Annotated in this window: 15 protein-coding genes; 4 read left to right on the forward strand and 11 right to left on the reverse strand. The window is 65.4% G+C overall.

The window, feature by feature from the left end; all coding sequences use genetic code 11:
- A complete protein-coding gene (locus tag ASE90_RS06330; protein ID WP_156361475.1) occupies positions 1 to 669 on the reverse strand; it encodes an anti-sigma factor domain-containing protein in 669 nt (222 codons plus the stop codon).
- Positions 662 to 1,222 carry a sigma-70 family RNA polymerase sigma factor gene (locus ASE90_RS06335; protein ID WP_082449629.1) on the reverse strand — a complete coding sequence of 187 codons (561 nt, stop codon included), beginning with the start codon at positions 1,220 to 1,222 and terminating at the stop codon, positions 662 to 664. The genes ASE90_RS06330 and ASE90_RS06335 overlap by 8 nt, the downstream gene beginning before the upstream one ends.
- A 249-nt stretch (positions 1,223 to 1,471) precedes the next feature.
- Here ASE90_RS06335 and ASE90_RS06340 point away from each other — a divergent pair, with 249 nt between their 5' ends.
- The 3 genes from ASE90_RS06340 (at position 1,472) to ASE90_RS06350 (ending at position 7,390) form a co-directional block, all read left to right on the forward strand.
- Entirely contained in the window at positions 1,472 to 1,741 is a 270-nt protein-coding gene (locus tag ASE90_RS06340; protein ID WP_055997884.1) for a hypothetical protein, read from the forward strand.
- Positions 1,742 to 2,101: 360 nt separating this feature from the next.
- Positions 2,102 to 5,149: a TonB-dependent receptor plug domain-containing protein gene (locus ASE90_RS06345; protein WP_055997887.1), complete on the forward strand. Its 3,048-nt coding sequence runs from the start codon at positions 2,102 to 2,104 to the stop codon at positions 5,147 to 5,149.
- A gap of 153 nt (positions 5,150 to 5,302) precedes the next feature.
- Complete coding sequence (locus tag ASE90_RS06350; RefSeq protein ID WP_055997890.1) at positions 5,303 to 7,390, forward strand: catalase; 2,088 nt, start codon at positions 5,303 to 5,305, stop codon at positions 7,388 to 7,390.
- A gap of 209 nt (positions 7,391 to 7,599) precedes the next feature.
- Here ASE90_RS06350 and ASE90_RS06355 read toward each other — a convergent pair whose 3' ends face one another.
- Entirely contained in the window at positions 7,600 to 7,935 is a 336-nt protein-coding gene (locus ASE90_RS06355) for an AprI/Inh family metalloprotease inhibitor (RefSeq protein ID WP_162235059.1), read from the reverse strand.
- A gap of 324 nt (positions 7,936 to 8,259) precedes the next feature.
- Here ASE90_RS06355 and ASE90_RS06360 point away from each other — a divergent pair, with 324 nt between their 5' ends.
- Entirely contained in the window at positions 8,260 to 9,774 is a 1,515-nt protein-coding gene (locus ASE90_RS06360) for a serralysin family metalloprotease (protein WP_235531693.1), read from the forward strand.
- A gap of 39 nt (positions 9,775 to 9,813) precedes the next feature.
- Here ASE90_RS06360 and ASE90_RS06365 read toward each other — a convergent pair whose 3' ends face one another.
- From ASE90_RS06365 to ASE90_RS06400, 8 genes are all read right to left on the reverse strand, one after another.
- A complete protein-coding gene (locus ASE90_RS06365; protein WP_055997898.1) occupies positions 9,814 to 10,017 on the reverse strand; it encodes a DUF5818 domain-containing protein in 204 nt (67 codons plus the stop codon).
- An 11-nt stretch (positions 10,018 to 10,028) separates the two neighbouring features.
- Entirely contained in the window at positions 10,029 to 10,229 is a 201-nt protein-coding gene (rpsU, locus tag ASE90_RS06370; protein ID WP_055997902.1) for a 30S ribosomal protein S21, read from the reverse strand.
- A 75-nt stretch (positions 10,230 to 10,304) separates the two neighbouring features.
- Entirely contained in the window at positions 10,305 to 11,063 is a 759-nt protein-coding gene (locus tag ASE90_RS06375; RefSeq protein ID WP_055998066.1) for an alpha/beta hydrolase family protein, read from the reverse strand.
- Positions 11,064 to 11,077: 14 nt separating this feature from the next.
- Positions 11,078 to 12,199 carry a DUF3182 family protein gene (locus tag ASE90_RS06380; RefSeq protein ID WP_055997905.1) on the reverse strand — a complete coding sequence of 374 codons (1,122 nt, stop codon included), beginning with the start codon at positions 12,197 to 12,199 and terminating at the stop codon, positions 11,078 to 11,080.
- 116 nt (positions 12,200 to 12,315) lie between these two features.
- Positions 12,316 to 13,620: a cation:proton antiporter gene (locus tag ASE90_RS06385; RefSeq protein ID WP_055998069.1), complete on the reverse strand. Its 1,305-nt coding sequence runs from the start codon at positions 13,618 to 13,620 to the stop codon at positions 12,316 to 12,318.
- A 201-nt stretch (positions 13,621 to 13,821) separates the two neighbouring features.
- Positions 13,822 to 16,161: a xanthine dehydrogenase family protein molybdopterin-binding subunit gene (locus ASE90_RS06390; RefSeq protein ID WP_055997908.1), complete on the reverse strand. Its 2,340-nt coding sequence runs from the start codon at positions 16,159 to 16,161 to the stop codon at positions 13,822 to 13,824.
- Positions 16,158 to 17,147 (reverse strand): FAD binding domain-containing protein, encoded by a 990-nt coding sequence (locus tag ASE90_RS06395; protein ID WP_055997911.1) that lies wholly within the window; start codon positions 17,145 to 17,147, stop codon positions 16,158 to 16,160. Before ASE90_RS06395 ends, ASE90_RS06390 begins: the two co-directional genes overlap by 4 nt.
- A complete protein-coding gene (locus ASE90_RS06400) occupies positions 17,144 to 17,644 on the reverse strand; it encodes a 2Fe-2S iron-sulfur cluster-binding protein (RefSeq protein WP_055997914.1) in 501 nt (166 codons plus the stop codon). The genes ASE90_RS06395 and ASE90_RS06400 overlap by 4 nt, the downstream gene beginning before the upstream one ends.
- Positions 17,645 to 17,737 lie beyond the last annotated feature (93 nt).

Consider the following 17,737-nt stretch of genomic DNA (forward strand, 5'->3'; position numbering starts at 1 on the left):
CTATGTCTGGGAAAGCGCGCCGCTGGCGATGACGGGGCCGGTCGGCGTCGGTTCGGGCGAACCGCCCAGCGGTTCGATCGATATCGCCAGCACCTCGTTCGTCCCCAGCGCACCACGCACGGCCGCCGGCAGGGTAAGCCGTGTCGCGCCGGCCCGATCAAGCAGCCCGATCGAATGCGGCACACCATCGCGGATGATCCACAGCTGTGCGTCCTTCCCCGTCGGTGCCAGACCGCTGGTCGCGACGCGAACCTCGCTGGCGTCGAGATCGATCGACGCTGCGAAGGGCGCGCCGTTCTTGTCGGCGGGCACGAGTGCCGCCAGCAACGTCTGCTGCACCCGCGGGGCCGGCGGCTCGACCGTACCCTTCGGCTGCGCGAGCAGGAACGCGACCGCAGCGGCCATCGCGCCGGCCAGCGGAACGAACGCCCATCGGAACCCCGATCGTTTCGTCGCGGGTGTCGGGAAAATCCGGTCGGTCCGCCATGCCGGTGCCTCGACCGGACGAACATCGTCGAACAGCGTGGCAAACCGATGCCGCCACCATTCGACCTCGCGCGCGAAATGCGGGTCCGACAGCGACCGGCGCAACGCCGCCGATCGATCGGCACCGTCCAGCAAGCCAAGCGCGAACTCGGCGGCCATCGTTTCGGGATCAGGATCAGTCATCGCCGACACACCCCCGAAGCTGCAACAATCCGCGTCGAACCCAACTCTTCATCGTCCCCAGCGGCACCCCGCGGGCGTCGGCAATCTCGGCATAGGTCATCCCGTCGACGAACGCGGTCCGGATGGCGTCGCGCTGCGCGTGGGTCAGTTCGTTCAGACAGTCATAGAGCCGCTGCACGGTTTCGGCACGCTCCGCCGTCACCGCCTGATCCTGGGTATCGTCCGCGATGGCGAACGCCTCCTCGATCGGGCGCATCGGCCGCCGACCATGGCTGCGGACCCAATCGATCGATCTGTTTCGCGCGATCGTCGCCAGCCACGCGACCGGATAGATCGACCCGACCTGAAACGCGCCTGCCCGTTTCCAGATGATCGCGTACACATCGTGCAACACGTCTTCCGCCGAACTGCGGTCGCCGCAGATACGCAGGCAGATGCCGAATAGCCTGGCGGAGGTCATGCGATATAATTCGCCCAGCGCATCCCGATCCTCGGCCGCAACCCGTTCCAGCATGTCGCACAATCGGATGCGTTCCTCGAGGGCGTCGGTCATCATATCCGGCACTGGTCCTTTGTCGGCGGGTCGTCGATCGGACAACGGATGGTTATGCTTCATTCCGCCAGCGAACAAGTGCCACAGCGCGAACGGGGCGATCGTAGCACCGCGTCCATACCGCCGGAATGGGCAATCTGCCAACGCGATGCGCCCAAGGCAAAGCACGTAACCCCGGGAATCGGATATATCTTGCCAACCCCCCGCCATGGGGTATGTCGAACGCTGGTTTAGGGAAGGTGATACACGATGAAGAAGGTATTTGCATTTGGCGTCGCCGCCGGTCTGCTGTCACTGGCCGCATGCAACAACACCCCGCGTGAACAGGCCGCCGACAATATCGAGGCGAACGCAGAGGCGGTTGCCGACAACCTCGAAGACGCGGCGGACGCCGTATCGAACGACGCAGTCGAGGCGAATCTGGAAAACGCCGCCGAGGCAGTTCGCGCAACCGGCGAGAACCAGGCCGAAGACATGCGGACCCATGATGCCGACACCAACCTGAAGAACGGCATCTAACGAAACCGAACCCGCCGGTAGCGCCGACGCACGGCAAGACCGGTCCGGAAAGGCGCCCACGGCAACGCGGGCGCCTTTTTTCGTTGTGGCTCCGCTGGCAGCCGCCGCTGGGGCCGGGCAGGTCAGCGATCAATTGCCACGGTACTTGCCCAGTGCATGGACGCTTCGATATCGCAGCGCGGTCTGCCACCCTGGTCCGGCGCACAGAGCGACCGCAGTACGCAGCACCCGGCCACCGTGGCATTTATGTGACAGAAAAGAAGTTAGTAGGTTCCGCCTACATTTTTGCTCTTGCCGGTTTCCCTGCCGAATACTCTTATATGAATAAGCCCTGTAGGGCGGACTAAACGGGGAAATTTTGTGAAGCTGTCACATCTTTATGTGGCCACGGCATTGACGCCGCTGGCTATCGCTATTGCTTTGCCTGCGTCGGCGCAGACCATCGCCACCGATACGCAAGCCAGCCCGGTTCCCGATCCGACCCAGGTGCCGAGCGACGCCCAGAACCCGCAATCGCCGAACGCCGAGGACGGCACCGTGACGGTCGGCACGGATATCGTCGTCACCGGTTCGCGCATCCGCCGCGATGAATTCTCGGTGGCGGAACCGATCACCGTGATCGGTCGGGGCGAAATCACCCAGGCCGGCTTCGCCAGCGTCGGCGATGCGTTGCAAAGCAATGCCGTTGCGCAGGGCGCGTCGCAGATCAACAGCGCCTATGGCGGCTTCGTCACCGACGGCGGGGGCGGCGCGAACACGCTTGGCCTGCGCGGCCTTGGCCCCAACCGCACGCTGATCCTGCTGAACGGTCGGCGACTGGCACCGGGCGGCACGCGCGGATCGCTGCTCGCTGCCGACCTGAACGTCCTGCCCAACGCAATCGTCGAACGGATCGAGGTGCTGAAGGCCGGCGCGTCGTCTGTCTATGGCTCGGACGCGGTCGCCGGCGTCGTCAACATCATCACCGACCAGAAGCTCAAGGGCCTCCAGCTCAATTTCCAGATGAACGTGCCCGAGGTCGGAGCCGGCATCGATCGCCGCGCCAGCGCCAGCTTCGGCTTCAGCAACGATCGTTTGAGCGTCATCGGCTCAGCCGAATATCGCAAACGCGATCTCCTTTCGCGCAACGACGTGCCGTTTTTCGGCTGCCCGATCGGCGGTTTCCTGAACGGCGAGGGCTCGGCATTCGGTTCGGGCGACAATTTTTCGCCAGACGATCCCCGTGCCTGTTTCACGCTCGATAATGGCGGCGTGACGATCAATACGCTGGGCCTGCCGACCCGTGATGCGATCGGGCGTACCAGCGGTGCCGTCGGCCGGTTCAACCGGTTCGTACCAGCGCCCGGCCAGACCACCGGCCCGTTCCCCGGCTATCTCGGCGTCGGCACCTATGACCGCGACACCTTCGATCCGCGGCAGGAGGAAGAGCCGCTCATCAACGATACCGAAATCTATACCGGCTATCTGTCGGCGACCTACAAGCTGGACTTCCTCGGCAATGCCGAAGTGTATGGCGAATTGCTGGCGACGCGGCGCAAGTCGTCGACGGACCTCTATCGTCAGCTGTCGCTCGATTATCTCCAGGGCAGCCCGCTGCTTCCCGAAGCGATCCGCAACGGCGCCTTCGCCAACCCCACCAACACGTCGAGCGGCCGCAACATCGCGGCGCGGGCGTTCATCGGCTATGGCATGACCTCCTCTGCCCAGACGGTGGACTATGTCCGCGCGTCGGGCGGCGTGCGCGGCGACTTCTTCTTCCCCAACTGGCGCTATGACGCCTATATCGGCAAGTCGTTCAACGACGGCACCTACGAAGCCGAGTCCTTCCTGATCGACCGGCTCGCCAATTCGCTGAACGTCACTGCCAACGCCAACGGCACGTTCAGCTGCGCCAGCATCGCCTCGAACGCCAACTGCGTCGCTGCCCCGTTCCTGAGCGCGGCGGTGATCGGCGGCCAGTTGCCGACCGATTTCCGCAACTACATCGTCCAGAACACGATCGGGAAGACCCGCTTCCGCGAAACGACCTATGCGTTCAATATCGACGGCCCACTGGTCCGTCTGCCCGCCGGTGACGTGCAAGTCGCGCTGGGCGTCGAGCATCGCCGACAGAGCCTGAACGACCAGCCCGATCTCAATTCAGTCAACGGCAACCTGTACGGTCTGACCGCGGCGACGCCGACGGTCGGCAAGGACAATGTGAAGGAAGGCTTCGGTGAAATCTTCGTGCCGCTGCTCGAGGATCAGCCATTCTTCTATCGTCTGAACCTGACCGGATCGGCGCGCTATACCGACTATGCGTCCTATGGTTCGGACGTGACCTACAAGATCGCGGGCGAATGGGAACCGTTCCGCGGCTTCGGCATCCGCGGCAGCTATGGCACGTCGTACCGCGCGCCGGCGCTGGCCGAACAGTTCCTCGGCGCCACCAGCGGCTTCCTGGGCTCGAACAGCGATCCGTGCAGCGCGCTGCCGGTCGCGGGCGAACAGTCGCCGAACCAGCAGATCGTCGCGCGCAACTGCGCCTCGATCGGCTTGCCGGCGGACTTCGAACAGCGCAGCGGCATCACGTCGTTCCGCGTCGGCGGTGCCGAAGCGGGGCTGAGCGCCGAAACGTCGACCAACTGGACGATCGGTGCCGTCATCAGTCCGCGGTTGCCCGAAGCGATCGGCCAGCTATCGCTCTCGCTCGACTATTTCGACGTGAAGGTCGATAATGGGGTGTCGGACCTCAGCGGCACGACGATCCTCCAGCGCTGCTACGGCAATGCCAATTTCAACCCGACCGAGGGTTTCTGCCGGTTCGTCCAGCGCGATACCAACCAGGCGCTGACCGTCACCAGCAGCTTCGTCAACCTGTCGGAAAATATCGTCAAGGGCTTCGAGTTCAACGGCCGCTATGCCCGCGAACTGCTCGGCGGAAAGTTCATCCTGAACGCCAACGTCACCAAATATACCGAACAGTCGACGCGCCTGTTCCCCGAGGAATTCCTGACCGATTCCAACGGTATCCTGACCGCGCCGGACTGGGTCGGCAATTTCGACGCGACGTTCAGCATCGATCCCGTCACGATCCGCTACGGTCTCGACTGGACCGGTGGCGACCGCAACCGGACCTATGACTATTTCGGGTTCGACAATCTGACCGGCGAGATCGACCCCGACGTGGTCCGGGAATATCGCGACAATTATTATTTCGAGGCACCCAGCTACTTCTTGCATTCGCTGTCGCTACAATTCAACGTGCAAAAACAGTATCAATTTACCTTTGGTGTCCGCAATCTGCTCGATACCAAACCGCCGCGTATTACGTCGTTCCAGTTTACGACTATCGGCAACGCCCCGCTCTATTCGGGCTACGACTATGTCGGGCGGCAGTTCTTCGCCAACGCGAATATAAAGTTCTGACCATCCGGAAGGCCCCGAGCGATCGGGGCCTTCCTTTTGATCCGGGGTAATGGCGCGAGCACGACGAGCGGCGGTGATTTCGGACAAAGCGTTTTCTCTTGGGCAACTTAGCGGGGTCGCGATCCGTTGGCATTCCGAACGAGAAGGATTGCCATGACCGATCACATTGCCCGCAACCCCGGAACCGGCGGCGAGACGCATCAGACGACCGATGCCGATCACCCGGTGCTGACCACCAATCACGGCACGCCGATTTCTGACAACCAGAACCAGTTGAAGGCGGGCGCGCGTGGACCCGTGCTGATCGAGGACGAAGTCTTCCGCGAGAAGATGAACCACTTCGATCACGAGCGCATTCCCGAACGTATCGTCCATGCCCGCGGATCCGCCGCGCACGGCTATTTCGAATGCACCGACAGCCTGTCCGACATCACCGTCGCCGACCTGTTCCAGAAGAAGGGGCAGCGCACCGACGTGTTCGTCCGTTTCTCGACGGTCGCGGGCGGATCGGGATCGGTCGACACACCGCGCGACGTGCGCGGCTTCGCGGTGAAATTCTACACGCGCGAAGGCAATTGGGATCTGGTCGGCAACAACATCCCGGTGTTCTTCATCCAGGACGCGATCAAGTTCCCCGACCTGATCCATGCTGCCAAGATGGAGGCGGATCGCGGATATCCGCAGGCGGCGACCGCGCACGACACCTTCTGGGACTTCATCTCACTGATGCCCGAATCGACGCATATGATCATGTGGGCGATGTCGGACCGGACGCTGCCGCGTACCTTTGCCAACATGGAAGGGTTCGGCGTCCACACCTTCCGCTTCGTGAACAAGGAAGGCACGTCGACCTTCGTCAAGTTCCACTGGAAGCCGAAGGCCGGTCTCGCTTCGACCATCTGGGACGAGACGGTCAAGATCGCCGGCGCCGATCCCGATTTCCAGCGGCGCGATCTGTTCGAACGGATCGACCGTGGCGATTTCCCGACATGGGAACTGGGCGTACAGTTGTTCGACGAAGAATTCGCCAACAGCCAGCCCTATGACGTGCTCGACGCGACCAAGATCATTCCGGAAGAGGTGCTGCCGGTCCGCATCGTCGGCCGGATGGTGCTCGACCGCTATCCCGACAATTTCTTTGCCGAAACCGAACAGGCAGCCTTCGTGCCGAGCCATGTCGTCCCCGGCATCGGCTTCTCGAACGATCCGCTCCTGCAGGGGCGGTTGTTCAGCTATACCGATACGCAGCTCTCGCGGCTCGGCTCGGTCAATTTCCATCAGTTGCCGATCAATTCGGCAAAGGGTCGCGCCGAGGCGGCGGGCTGCCCGTTCATGAACCAGCAGCGCGATGGCCATATGCAGATGGCGGTTCCGAAGGGTCGCGCCAATTACGAACCGAACAGCCTCGCCAAGGCCGGTGAGGAAGCCGGCGCACGCGAGGACCCGGAGAAGGGCTACAAGACCTTCCCGTCGGAAGAACAAGGCCAGAAGCTGCGCATCCGCCCCGAAAGCTTCGCCGATCATTATAGCCAGGCGCGGCTGTTCTTCCGGTCGATGGATCCGGCCGAACAGGCGCATATCGCCTCCGCGCTGGTGTTCGAGCTGTCGAAGGTCAGCCTCGACCACATCCGCACCGCAGTGCTGGCCAATCTGCGCAACGTCGACGAGGACCTCGCTACCCGCGTCGCCGACGGACTGGCGATGGACCTGCCCGAGGCTTCGCCGACCGCCGCACCGGTGCTCGATATGGCCCTCTCGCCCGCGCTGCGCATCATTCGCGGGCCGCTCGAAAAGCATACGCTCGAAGGGCGCACGGTCGGCATCCTCATCGCCGACGGTACCGATGCCGGTGAGCTGAAGACGCTGAAGGACGCGGTAAAGGCGGCGGGTGGCCATGCGATGACGATCGCGCCGAAGGTCGGCAAGGTTCCGCTGTCCGACGGATCGACCATCGCCGCCGATGCGCAGCTGTTCGGCCAGCCTTCGATCACCGTCGATGCCTGTGCGGTGATCCTGTCGGACGAAGCTGCACAAAAGCTGACCAAGGAAGGTGCGGCCGTCCAGTGGGTCATGGACGCGTTCGGGCACCTGAAGGCGATCGGCCACAACGCCGCCGCGCAGCCGTTGCTCGACAAGGCCGGGGTCGAGGCGGATGAGGGCGTCACCGACCTTGCATCCTTCGTCAAGGCCGCCAAGCAGCGTTATTGGGACCGCGAGCAGAAGGTTCGTACCTTGGCGTAATCGACGCGGCCGGAGGTTTCGCCCTCCGGCCCGTTCTCTGCGCGACCTCCGGTTCGATGAAACCGCAGCGAAAGCGCTGATTTCTTGCATTCGGCCGTACCTCCACCTTGGCGGGGGTGCGGCCCGTTTTTGGTTGAGGGCGGGACGTTCGCCGCTACTTCTACCAAGTCCGCAGTAGATCCGCCGCCGGTCGCTGCCCCCCCACTGCCCTACCCCCGGCGCAGCGTCGCCGGACCGCCCGACAGCGTCGCGGACCATCCGTCCGCACCGGTAGCGAACAACACGACCGTGCGCCGGTCGGCCGACGCCAGCGCGATGCCGTCGGGAGTCGGTCGCCATCCGACGACGCCCGGTACCGATGCGGTCAGGCATCCCGTCACATCCTCGACCGCCCATGCATTGGCGGAATCGATCCGTCGGGCAGTGAAATCTACGGCACAATCGCCCGTTTGCATGGCGATGATCCAGCGTCCGACCAGCGTGGCGGGCTCCTCCAGTCTCAAACTGCCGCTCGATTGTGCCGGTTCGCCGTGAAGTTGCGTCATCTCGATGTCCTTCTTCGTACCAAGCGTTGCGCATGCGGCCGTATTGATAAAGAATACCAATGGGGTAATACCGAAAGTCATTCCCCGAACGTACCGAAATACGCGTCCGCTCCATGCGATCGCGGCGCGTCTGTGTGGAGAATATCTGTGGCCGTAGCGCATTCCACAACTCCCGTTATCGGAAACCTGTCCGACCAATATTTGGATGGACCGAACGATCCTGATCCGACATCGTTATTGCACCGGCTGATGAACGATAGCAACGCCATGATCGGGGGCTATGACTTGCCTTCGATTTCGACAGCCCCGACCTTGTCCGCGGTCATGTCGATCCCCGCTCCCGGCGCATCGTTCGGCTTCGGATGGGACGCGTGGCAGTCGCACCAGTCGTCGCAGACGGCGGCCGCCGCCGAGGGATGCCATTGCTGGGGCTGCATGAACGGCGGCACGCCCGATCAGAGAACCGGATCGGGTCCGCAGGCGGCGCTGAACGGCGAGCAGCGCGGCGATGCCGGCCCGAACGGCAAGCAGTCGCTGACGATCGGCGAAGCCGCCGCACAGATCGGTCGCGCGAACCAGACGTGGAACGGTTCAACGCTGGGACAGGCGGCCGAGGTCACCTATGCCTTCCGCGCTACCGCGCCCACGTCGATGCCCAACGGCACCGCCGGTTTCTCGCGCTTCAACGATGCGCAGATCGAACAGACGACGATCGCATTGCAGGCATGGGCCGATGTGGCGCGCGTCACCTTTCGCCGGGTCGACAGCGGCAACGGGTATAGCAACAATGCGCAGATGCTGCTGGGCAATTACTCCAGCGGCGCGTCGGGGGCCGCGGCCTTCGCCTATTATCCCGGCAGCGGCGTCGGCGGCGACAGCTGGTACAACAGTTCGCTCAGCTACAACCGTGCCCCCGACAATCTGAATTACGGCGGGCAGGTGCTGATCCACGAAATCGGCCATGCACTCGGTCTAGGCCATCCGGGCGATTACAATGCCGGCAACGGATCGCCAACCTATGCCAACAGCGCCTCCTATTACGAGGATACGCGACAATATTCGGTGATGAGCTACTGGTCCGAAACCAACACCGGCGGCGACAATGGCGGCTATTATGCCGCGGCACCGTTGCTGGACGATATCGCCGCGGCCCAGCGGCTCTATGGCGCGAACAACACCACCCGCACCGGCGACACCGTCTATGGCTTCGGGTCGAACACCGGGCGCGACTATTATACCGCGACGTCGGGCAGTTCGGCGCTGATCTTCGCGGCATGGGACGCGGGCGGCAACGACACGTTCGACTTTTCGGGCTATGCCAGCGCACAGCTGATCGACCTGAACGACGGCAATTTTTCGGACGTCGGCGGGCTGAAGGGCAATGTCGCCATCGCGCAGGGCGCGACGATCGAGAATGCGCGCGGCGGGTCGGGTGCCGACCGCATCCTCGGGAACGAAGTCGCCAACCAGCTGGTCGGCAATGCCGGCAACGACGTGCTGATCGGCGGCGGCGGGGCGGACGTGCTGACCGGCGGCAGCGGGTCGGACATCTTCGTCTTCACCGCCATCGGCGATTCGACGTCGAACGTCCGCGACCGGATCACTGACTTCGCCACCGGCGTCGACAAGATCGATCTGTCGGCGATCGACGCCAACCTGTCGCTATCGGGCGATCAGGCATTCAGCCAGGTTGCGCAGTTCAGCGGGCGCGCGGGGCAGGCGGTGATCGCCAGCAGCAACGGCACGACGATGCTGTCCCTCGACCAGAATGGCGACGGCGTTGCCGACTTCATGCTGTCGGTCACGGGGACGCTGTCGGGCAGCGACCTGTATTGGTAAGCGACCACCGGGGCGGGCAGGATGCCCGCCCCGGGCGGTTCACGCGAGCAGGACGCTGTCGGCGTTCACCAGATCGGCACCGACCAGCGTGCCGACCAGTCGGACACGCTTTTCGACTTCGTCCACCGGCGTACGGTGCAGTTCGAGCTGATACCGCCCGCCCAGATCACGCCGCAGGTAAAAGGCGCCACCTTCGCGGATCAGCGTTCCGCTTTCATCGATGCGGGTGCCGATGGTCGGCATCGCCGCCCGGCTCAGCGGTCGCGTTCGGCGCGCTTGCGGTCGGCCTTGCGTGCACGGCTGATCGCGGCGGCGCGTTCGCGGGCACGCTTTTCCGACGGCTTTTCGTAATGCCGGCGCAGCTTCATTTCGCGATACACGCCTTCGCGCTGCAGCTTCTTCTTGAGCGCTCGCAGCGCCTGGTCGACATTGTTATCGCGAACGATGATCTGCATGAGGTATAAGGTCCTAGGTTGATTCGAATCGGCAAGAGCCGGTTTTGCCGGGCTATCCGGCACCGCCTATTACGATTAGCTTACATTTGGCAATCCGCGATCTGTCCTGCGGCTCGCGCGGACCATCTCATCGATCCAGTGCAGAAGCAAGGTCGTGTAGGTCCGCTGGTGCCGCGGATCGCGCATCGCGTGGGTCGCGCCGTGCAGAATCCGGTGGCTGAGCGAGTTCGCGTTGCGAAACGCCGATTGATAGGACAGCATCGCTTCGCGCGGAATCTGTTCGTCCTTTTCGGACTCGACGATCAGCACGTCGCCACGAAAAGATGCACAGGCGGCGAGCGCCCGGTCGCCCCGTTCGTCCTGCGGCTGCTGGCGATAGGCCCGCACCACTTCCTTGTCGAGCAGCGCCTTGGGCGTGTCCCAATGCGCGTCGGGGTACAGCGCCGGCACCCGCAACGCCATCCAGCGGATCGGACGCCGGGCACTCAGCAACGCCGACAGATAGCCGCCATAGCTGGTGCCGATCACGCCGATCGCCGCTCGATCGATCAACGGGTGGGCTGCGAGATGGTCGTAAGCGGCGATAACGTCATCGAGGCTGTTCTGACGCGTTACCTCGCTGCGGTCGGCGTCGCTGCCGGCATGGCCGCGCAGGTCGAAGGTGAAACAGACACAGCCGAGCCGCGCCAGTTCCTCGGCCTGTCCGAAATCCTCCGCCTGATCCCCGCCCCAGCCATGGACGAACAGGAAACCCGGCACCGGTGCTTCGGGTTCGATCAACGTACCGGTCAGCTTCTGTCCATCGACGCGCAGCGTGACGCGGCCTTCGTCCAAGCGCCCGGGATCGCTCACGCCAGCCTCACCGCATATTTGGTCATCGGCCCGACCCTCGGATCGACGCCGCGAAAATAGACCGTTGCCCCGGTCGGCGGATCGATCTCGGCATAGATCTCGACCGTCGAGCAGCGCACGGCATGGGTGTCGGGTTCGTCGCGCAGCGCCTCGAACGCGGCGATCTCGGCACCGCTGGCCCCACCGACGCGCCACGATTGCTCCAGCACGCCGATCCGCCGGGCACCCGCCGCATCGATACCCTCGATCACGTCATAGTTGCGGCGCGTCAGCAGCAGGTCGGGATAAGCAAGCTGCGCCGCGCGGTCGAACGCCCCGGCACAGGCCACCGCCCGCGCGATCGCCGGCGACAAGGGCTCGGCAGCGAGCGTGTCGAGCCCACCGCGCACGACATACAGGTCCGACCCGCCATATACCTCGCGCCCCTGATGGTCGCGGGTCAGGTTCTGGCTGCCCCAATAGCTGATCGTCCGGGCGGGGAGTTGGATGGTGCCGACGCTGTAGGTCACGACTTCGGTAAGATTTTCCTCCAGCACGATACCGCAATGGGCGAGGTCGGCATCGTCCTCGCGCGACAGGGCATCGGCGAGCGCGGCGTCGTCATGAACCACGACCTGCCCCAGTCCGGCCTTCGCACACACGTCCTTGATCCGGACCGGGCCGTTGGCCAGCAACATCCGGCCAGCGGCCAGCGCGTCGGCACGGCTGAACGCGGTATAGCCGGTCAGCGCGGCATCCCCCATCAGCCCGGCCAGCGCCGTGGACCAGAGCGGCGGGCATCTGGCGTCGGGGTGCAACAGGCCATGAGTGATCGCCTTGGTCGCGACGAAGGCGGCGGGGACGACACCGCCCAGAATCTGGTCCCGCCGGCGAATACCCAGGTCCTTCGCCACCGCCACTTCGATCGCGTCGCCCGGCACATGCAGCGTCGCATCCTCGACCGGTTCGCCGATACCGACGTCGAGCAGTCCGGCGATCCGGGTCAGCAACACCTCGCGCGACCGGTGGTCGTGAACGTTGCCGGTGCGGCGATCGGCATCACCCGGCGCGGCGACGACGCGGATCGAGGGGAGCGGAAGCACCGCCGGGGTCGGGTCGATCGCGGAAGCGTGGAGCATGCCGTTTCGCCTGCATCAGAGGAACGTCGCGCCAACGCACCGTGCCGCAAACCGTTTCAGCGATGCCGACAACTTCGCCGTCCGTACCGATCCCGACCGACCGGCCTTGGCCGATGCTACCGCAATGACGGGCGGGCCGGGACGGACGCCACATCGTCGTCCTCGTTCAATTGACCCAGCGCCCCCGTCTCGCGCGCCTTGCGACCATAGACGATCTCGAACAGCGGCGACGCCATCAGCGTCGTCACGATCGCCATGATGACCAGCATCGAAAACAGCGCCGGGCCGATAATCCCCTTTTGCAGCCCGATATTGATGATGATGAGTTCCATCAGCCCACGCGCGTTCATCAGCGTGCCGACCGCCATCGCCGTCGCATTGTCCTGCCCGGTCGCACGCGCCGCCGCCCAGCACGCCACGCCCTTCGCCCCGACCGACCCGATCAGGATGACCGCCGTGACGAGGATCAGGTCGACGCTGTTGACCATCGTCAACTGCGTATTCAGCCCCGAAAAGGCGAAGAACATCGGCACCAGCAGCGCGGTGGTGAAGGGTTCGACCTGCTTGCGCACCTCGCGCGTCAGCACCCCGCGCGGCATGACCACGCCCAGCAGGAAACCGCCGAACACCGAATGCATCCCCGCCGCATCCATCGCCCATGCGCTGAGGCCGAACAGCATGACCACGACCGCCAGCATCGGCTGCGTCACCCGCCCCTCGCGTTCGGCCCAGCGGGTCAGCGGAGCCAGCACCTTCGGCCCGAGCACGATCATGAACGCGGCGAACGCGCCGCCGCCGACGATCGCCTTGACCGCCACCTCGCTGCCGCCGCCGAAGCTGGCCAGCACGATCGCCAGCACCACCCACGCCCCGGCATCGTCGATCGCCCCCGCCGACAGCGATAGCGACCCGAGCGGCGTACCGGTCAGCCCGCGCTCATGAATAATCCGCGCCAGCATCGGAAACGCGGTGATCGAGATGCACGCCCCCATGAACAGCGTGACCTGCAGGCTCGTAATCCCCTTTCCGAACAGGTCGAGGCCGAGCAGCCACGGCGTCAGCGCGAACGCGACGAGAAACGGTGCCGCCATGCCCGACAGCGACACGGCGATCGCGCTGCGGGCGTTCAGCCGGAAATGATCGGTGCGGAACCCCAGCCCGACGAGGAACATGTACAGCCCGACGCCCAGCTGCGCGCAGACGTACAGGATCGGCTTGGCATCCTTGGGAAAGATCGCCGCCTGCAGATCGGGCGCGACCAGTCCCAGCAGCGACGGGCCGAGCACGACCCCCGCGATCATTTCCCCCACCACCTGCGGTTGGTCGAGAAAGCGTTTTCCGAACCAGCCCATCGCCCGGCACGCGCCGACGATGACGAAGATTTGCAGGAAAAATGCTACGCTCAGTTCCGGTAACGCCATCCGCCCCTCCCCCGGGTCGTTTCGTCCGACCGCTTCGGGCGGCCCGGTATTTGCCAACGAATTGCCGCAGCGACGGGCAAGGGCAAGCGGCATTCGCAGCGACCGCACGGATGCGGCTTCGTTTTTCCCTCGGCACGCCGCCGAATGTTGCCGCGACGCTACACCGCAGCGACGCGGATGCCGCCCGTGCCGCCGCCGTCCCTACAACAGCTTGTCGAGCGTGATCGGCAGGTCGCGGATGCGGCGGCCGGTCGCGTTGTGGACCGCGTTGGCCACCGCCGCCGCGACGCCGGTGATGCCGATCTCACCGATGCCGTGCGCGCCCATCGGCGTGTGCGGATCGGGAATGTCGGTCCAGATCACGTCGATCTCCGGCACGTCGAGATGCACCGGCACATGATATTCGGCGAGGCTGGGGTTCATGATCCGGCCGTTGCGTTCGTCGAACTGCGTCTCCTCCATCAGCGCCATGCCCAGCCCCATGACGATGCCGCCGCGAAACTGGCTGGCGGCGGTGCGCGGGTTCAGGATGCGACCGCAGTCGAACGCGCCGAGGAAACGGCGCACCCGCACCTCGCCCGTCACGTCGTCGACCCCGACCTCGCAGAACAGCGCGCTGTGCGAATGCATCGACCAGTGCATGAATTCGAGCGGGGGCGAGCCGGCCTCGGTCACGCTGATGCTGTCGCGCCCGGCGCGGCGCAGGATCGACGCATAGCTTTCGCGCCGGGCCGGATCGTCGAGCTTTGCCAGCCCCCCGCCCTTGCTGCCGATCTCCTTTGCCGACAGGCCGGCCAGCGGCGAATCGTTGCCGGCCAGTTTCAGCAGCTCGGCGCTCAGCGCATTGTGCGCGGCGATGACCGCGGCACCGATCGCCGCGGTCTGTTGCGATCCGCCGGCCATGATCGCGCCGGGAATGGCGCTGTCGCCATAGCCGACATCGACCCGGTCGAGCGGCAGGCCGAGCCGTTCGGCGGTGACGATCGCGGTGGTCGTGCCGGTGCCCATGCCCATTTCCGCCGCCGCGACCTCGACAAAGGCGCGCACGTCGTCGCCGTCGCGGGTCAAGGTCAGCCGTGCCTTCGCCCCGGGCATCCGGTAATAGGGATAGGTACCGGTCGCGCAGCCCATGCCGATCCGCCACGCGCCGTCGCGCCGCGTCGCCGTCTGCGGCCGGTCGCTCCATCCGAAGCGTTCCGCCCCCTGTCGCCACGCGGTGACGATATGCCGCGAGGAAAAGGGCAATCCCGATGTCGGGTCCCGGTCGGGTTCGTTGCGGATGCGCAGTTCGACCGGATCGATGCCCAGATCGTCGGCCAGTTCGTCGATCGCCGATTCCAGCGCGAAGGTGCCGACCGCCTCGCCCGGCGCGCGCATGAAGGTATTGGCCAGCATCTGCATCCGCGCCACTTCGACCTTCAGCGCGATGTTCGGCACCGCATAGGCCGACCGCGTGCCGAGGATGAAGGGTTCGGGCATCGCATTGTGCGGCGTCATCACCGACAGCCCGCTATGGACCAGCGCGGTGAAGCGGCCATCGGCCTGCGCACCGATCGCCACGCGCTGTTCGGTCAGCGTCCGCCCGCCGACGACGCGATAGACCCCCTCGCGCGACAGGGCGATACGCACCGGTCGCCCGGCGAGCTTCGCGGCGGCGGCGGCGATCACCTGATGCTCCCACAGCCCCTTCGACCCGAACCCGCCCCCGACATAGGGCGATGTCAGCCGGACCTTGTCGGGCTTCATCCCGAACACCTCGGCCATGGTCTGCGCCTGTTGCGCGACCATCTGGCTGGCGTCGTGGATCACCAGTTCGCCATCGATCCATGCCAGCGTCGCGGCATGCGGTTCGATCGGGTTATGGTTGTGGCGCGGCGTCGTATAGCGCCGGTCGACGCGGTGCGGTGCCGCCACCAGCGCCGCCTCGGCATCGCCGATGTCGTTGCGCAGCGGCTGTCCCATGAACAGCCCCTGTTCGATACCCCTGGCCTTCGCCGCCGCCAGCGTCGTCACCGCCGGCACCTGACGATAGGTAAACTGCAGCAGCGAGGCGGCATGATCGGCCTGCTCTTGCGTTTCGGCGAGGACGCAGGCGACCGGCTGTCCGTTCCAGTGCACCTGATCGTCCTGCAGGATCGGGATCGTGTCCGGCCCGACCGCACTCATCGACGTGCCGAACATCGCCGGGGTCTTCATCCGCGGCGCGTTGCGATGGGTCATCACCAGCACCACGCCCGGCGCGCCCTCCGCCGCCGCGCTGTCGATCGCGGTGATCCGCCCGCGCGCGATCGTCGCATAGGCGAGCGCGGCATAGGCCATGCCGTCGAACCGGAATTCGGCGGCGAACGGCGCACCGCCGCCGACCTTCAACGGCCCATCGAGCCGCGACACCGGCGTACCGATCAGCCCGTGCTTGCGCGCGATCAGCGGGTCGGGAACCCCGCCGGGAATCCAGTTGTCTGGGGCCAGCGGCACCAGCTTTTGCAGCGCGCCCATCACCAGTCCCTGTGCGGTCTGCTTGGCGCTGTCGATGATGCTCATGCCCGTGCTCCCGTCGCCAGTTCGCCCAACACCGCCGCCAGCGTCCGTTCCGCCAGCACCGGTTTGAATCCATTGTCGCGGAGCACCTGCGCATCGGCGAACTCCGCCGCCGCCGCCGCGCGGAACGCCGCTTCGCCCGGCACCTGCCCGATGAGCGCCGCTTCCGCCGTTCGCGCGCGCCACGGCTTGTGCGCGACCCCGCCGAACGCGATGCGCAGTTCGGCGATCCGGTCGTCCTCGATCGTCAGCGCCGCCGCGACCGAGATCAGGGCAAAGGCATAGCTCGCCCGGTCGCGGACCTTGCGATAGGTCGAATTCGCCGCGACCCGGGCGGGCGGGACCTCGACCGCGACGATCAGCTCGCCGGGTGCCAGCACCGTGTCCAGATCGGGCCGGTCGCCGGGCAACCGGTGAAACTGGTCGAACGCGATCGCGCGCATGCCATCGGGGCCGGCGACCTGCACCACCGCGTCGAGCGCGGCGAACGCCACGCACAGATCGGACGGATGCGTCGCCACGCACGCTTCCGACGCGCCGAGCACCGCATGGATGCGGTTGAACCCGCCGAGCGCATCGCATCCCGACCCAATCACCCGCTTGTTACAGCGCGACCCGTCGGTGTCGTAGAAATAGGTGCAGCGCGTCCGTTGCAGCAGGTTGCCGCCGACCGTCGCCATGTTGCGGATCTGTGCCGATGCCCCCGCGAGGATCGCGCGGGACAGCACCGGATAGCGGCTGCGGACGGCGGGATGTTCGGCCAATGCGGTGTTGCGCACCGCCGCGCCGATGCGCAGCCCGCCGCCATCGGTCTCCTCGATCGTGTCCGACAGGCCGGTCACGTCGATCAGCCGCGTCGGCCGTGCTACCGTTTCGCGCATCAGGTCGACCAGATTGGTGCCGCCGCCCAGAAACGCGCTGCCCTCCCCCGCGCCCATCCGCAACGCCGTCGCCACATCGTCCGCGCGTGCATAGTCGAACGGGGTCATGCCGCTGCCTCCACGCTGTGCCGGATCGCATCGATGATGCCGTTATGCGCGCCGCACCGGCACAGATTGCCGCTCATCCGCTCCTGCACCTCTTCGCGGTTCAGCGTGACGGTGGCGGTCAGGTCGACGGAGACGTTGCTCGGCACGCCGCGCTTCGCCTCGGCAATCATGCCCAGCGCCGAACAGATCTGGCCGGGCGTGCAATAGCCGCACTGGAACCCGTCATGCTCGATGAACGCCTGTTGCAGCGGGTGCAGCGCGTCGCCCTGCCCCACCCCCTCGATGGTCGTGATCGACAGTCCGTCATATTGCACCGCCAGCGCGAGGCACGACAGAATGCGCTCGCCATCGGCCAGTACGGTACACGCCCCGCACGCCCCCTGGTTGCAGCCCTTCTTGGTACCGGTCAGGTGTAGCGTCTCGCGCAGATGGTCGAGCAGCGAGGTGCGGGGATCGGCCGGCGGCGCGACCGCCACCCCGTTGATGATGAGCGACACGCATGTCTCCGTCGGAATGGCTGGATCGCATCAGGCTATCACAGCCCGAATAATTGAAAAGCCGCGATTTTTGGTACTGCCGGCACCATGGGC

This window comes from Sphingomonas sp. Leaf67, assembly GCF_001421965.1.
Taxonomy (GTDB): domain Bacteria; phylum Pseudomonadota; class Alphaproteobacteria; order Sphingomonadales; family Sphingomonadaceae; genus Sphingomonas.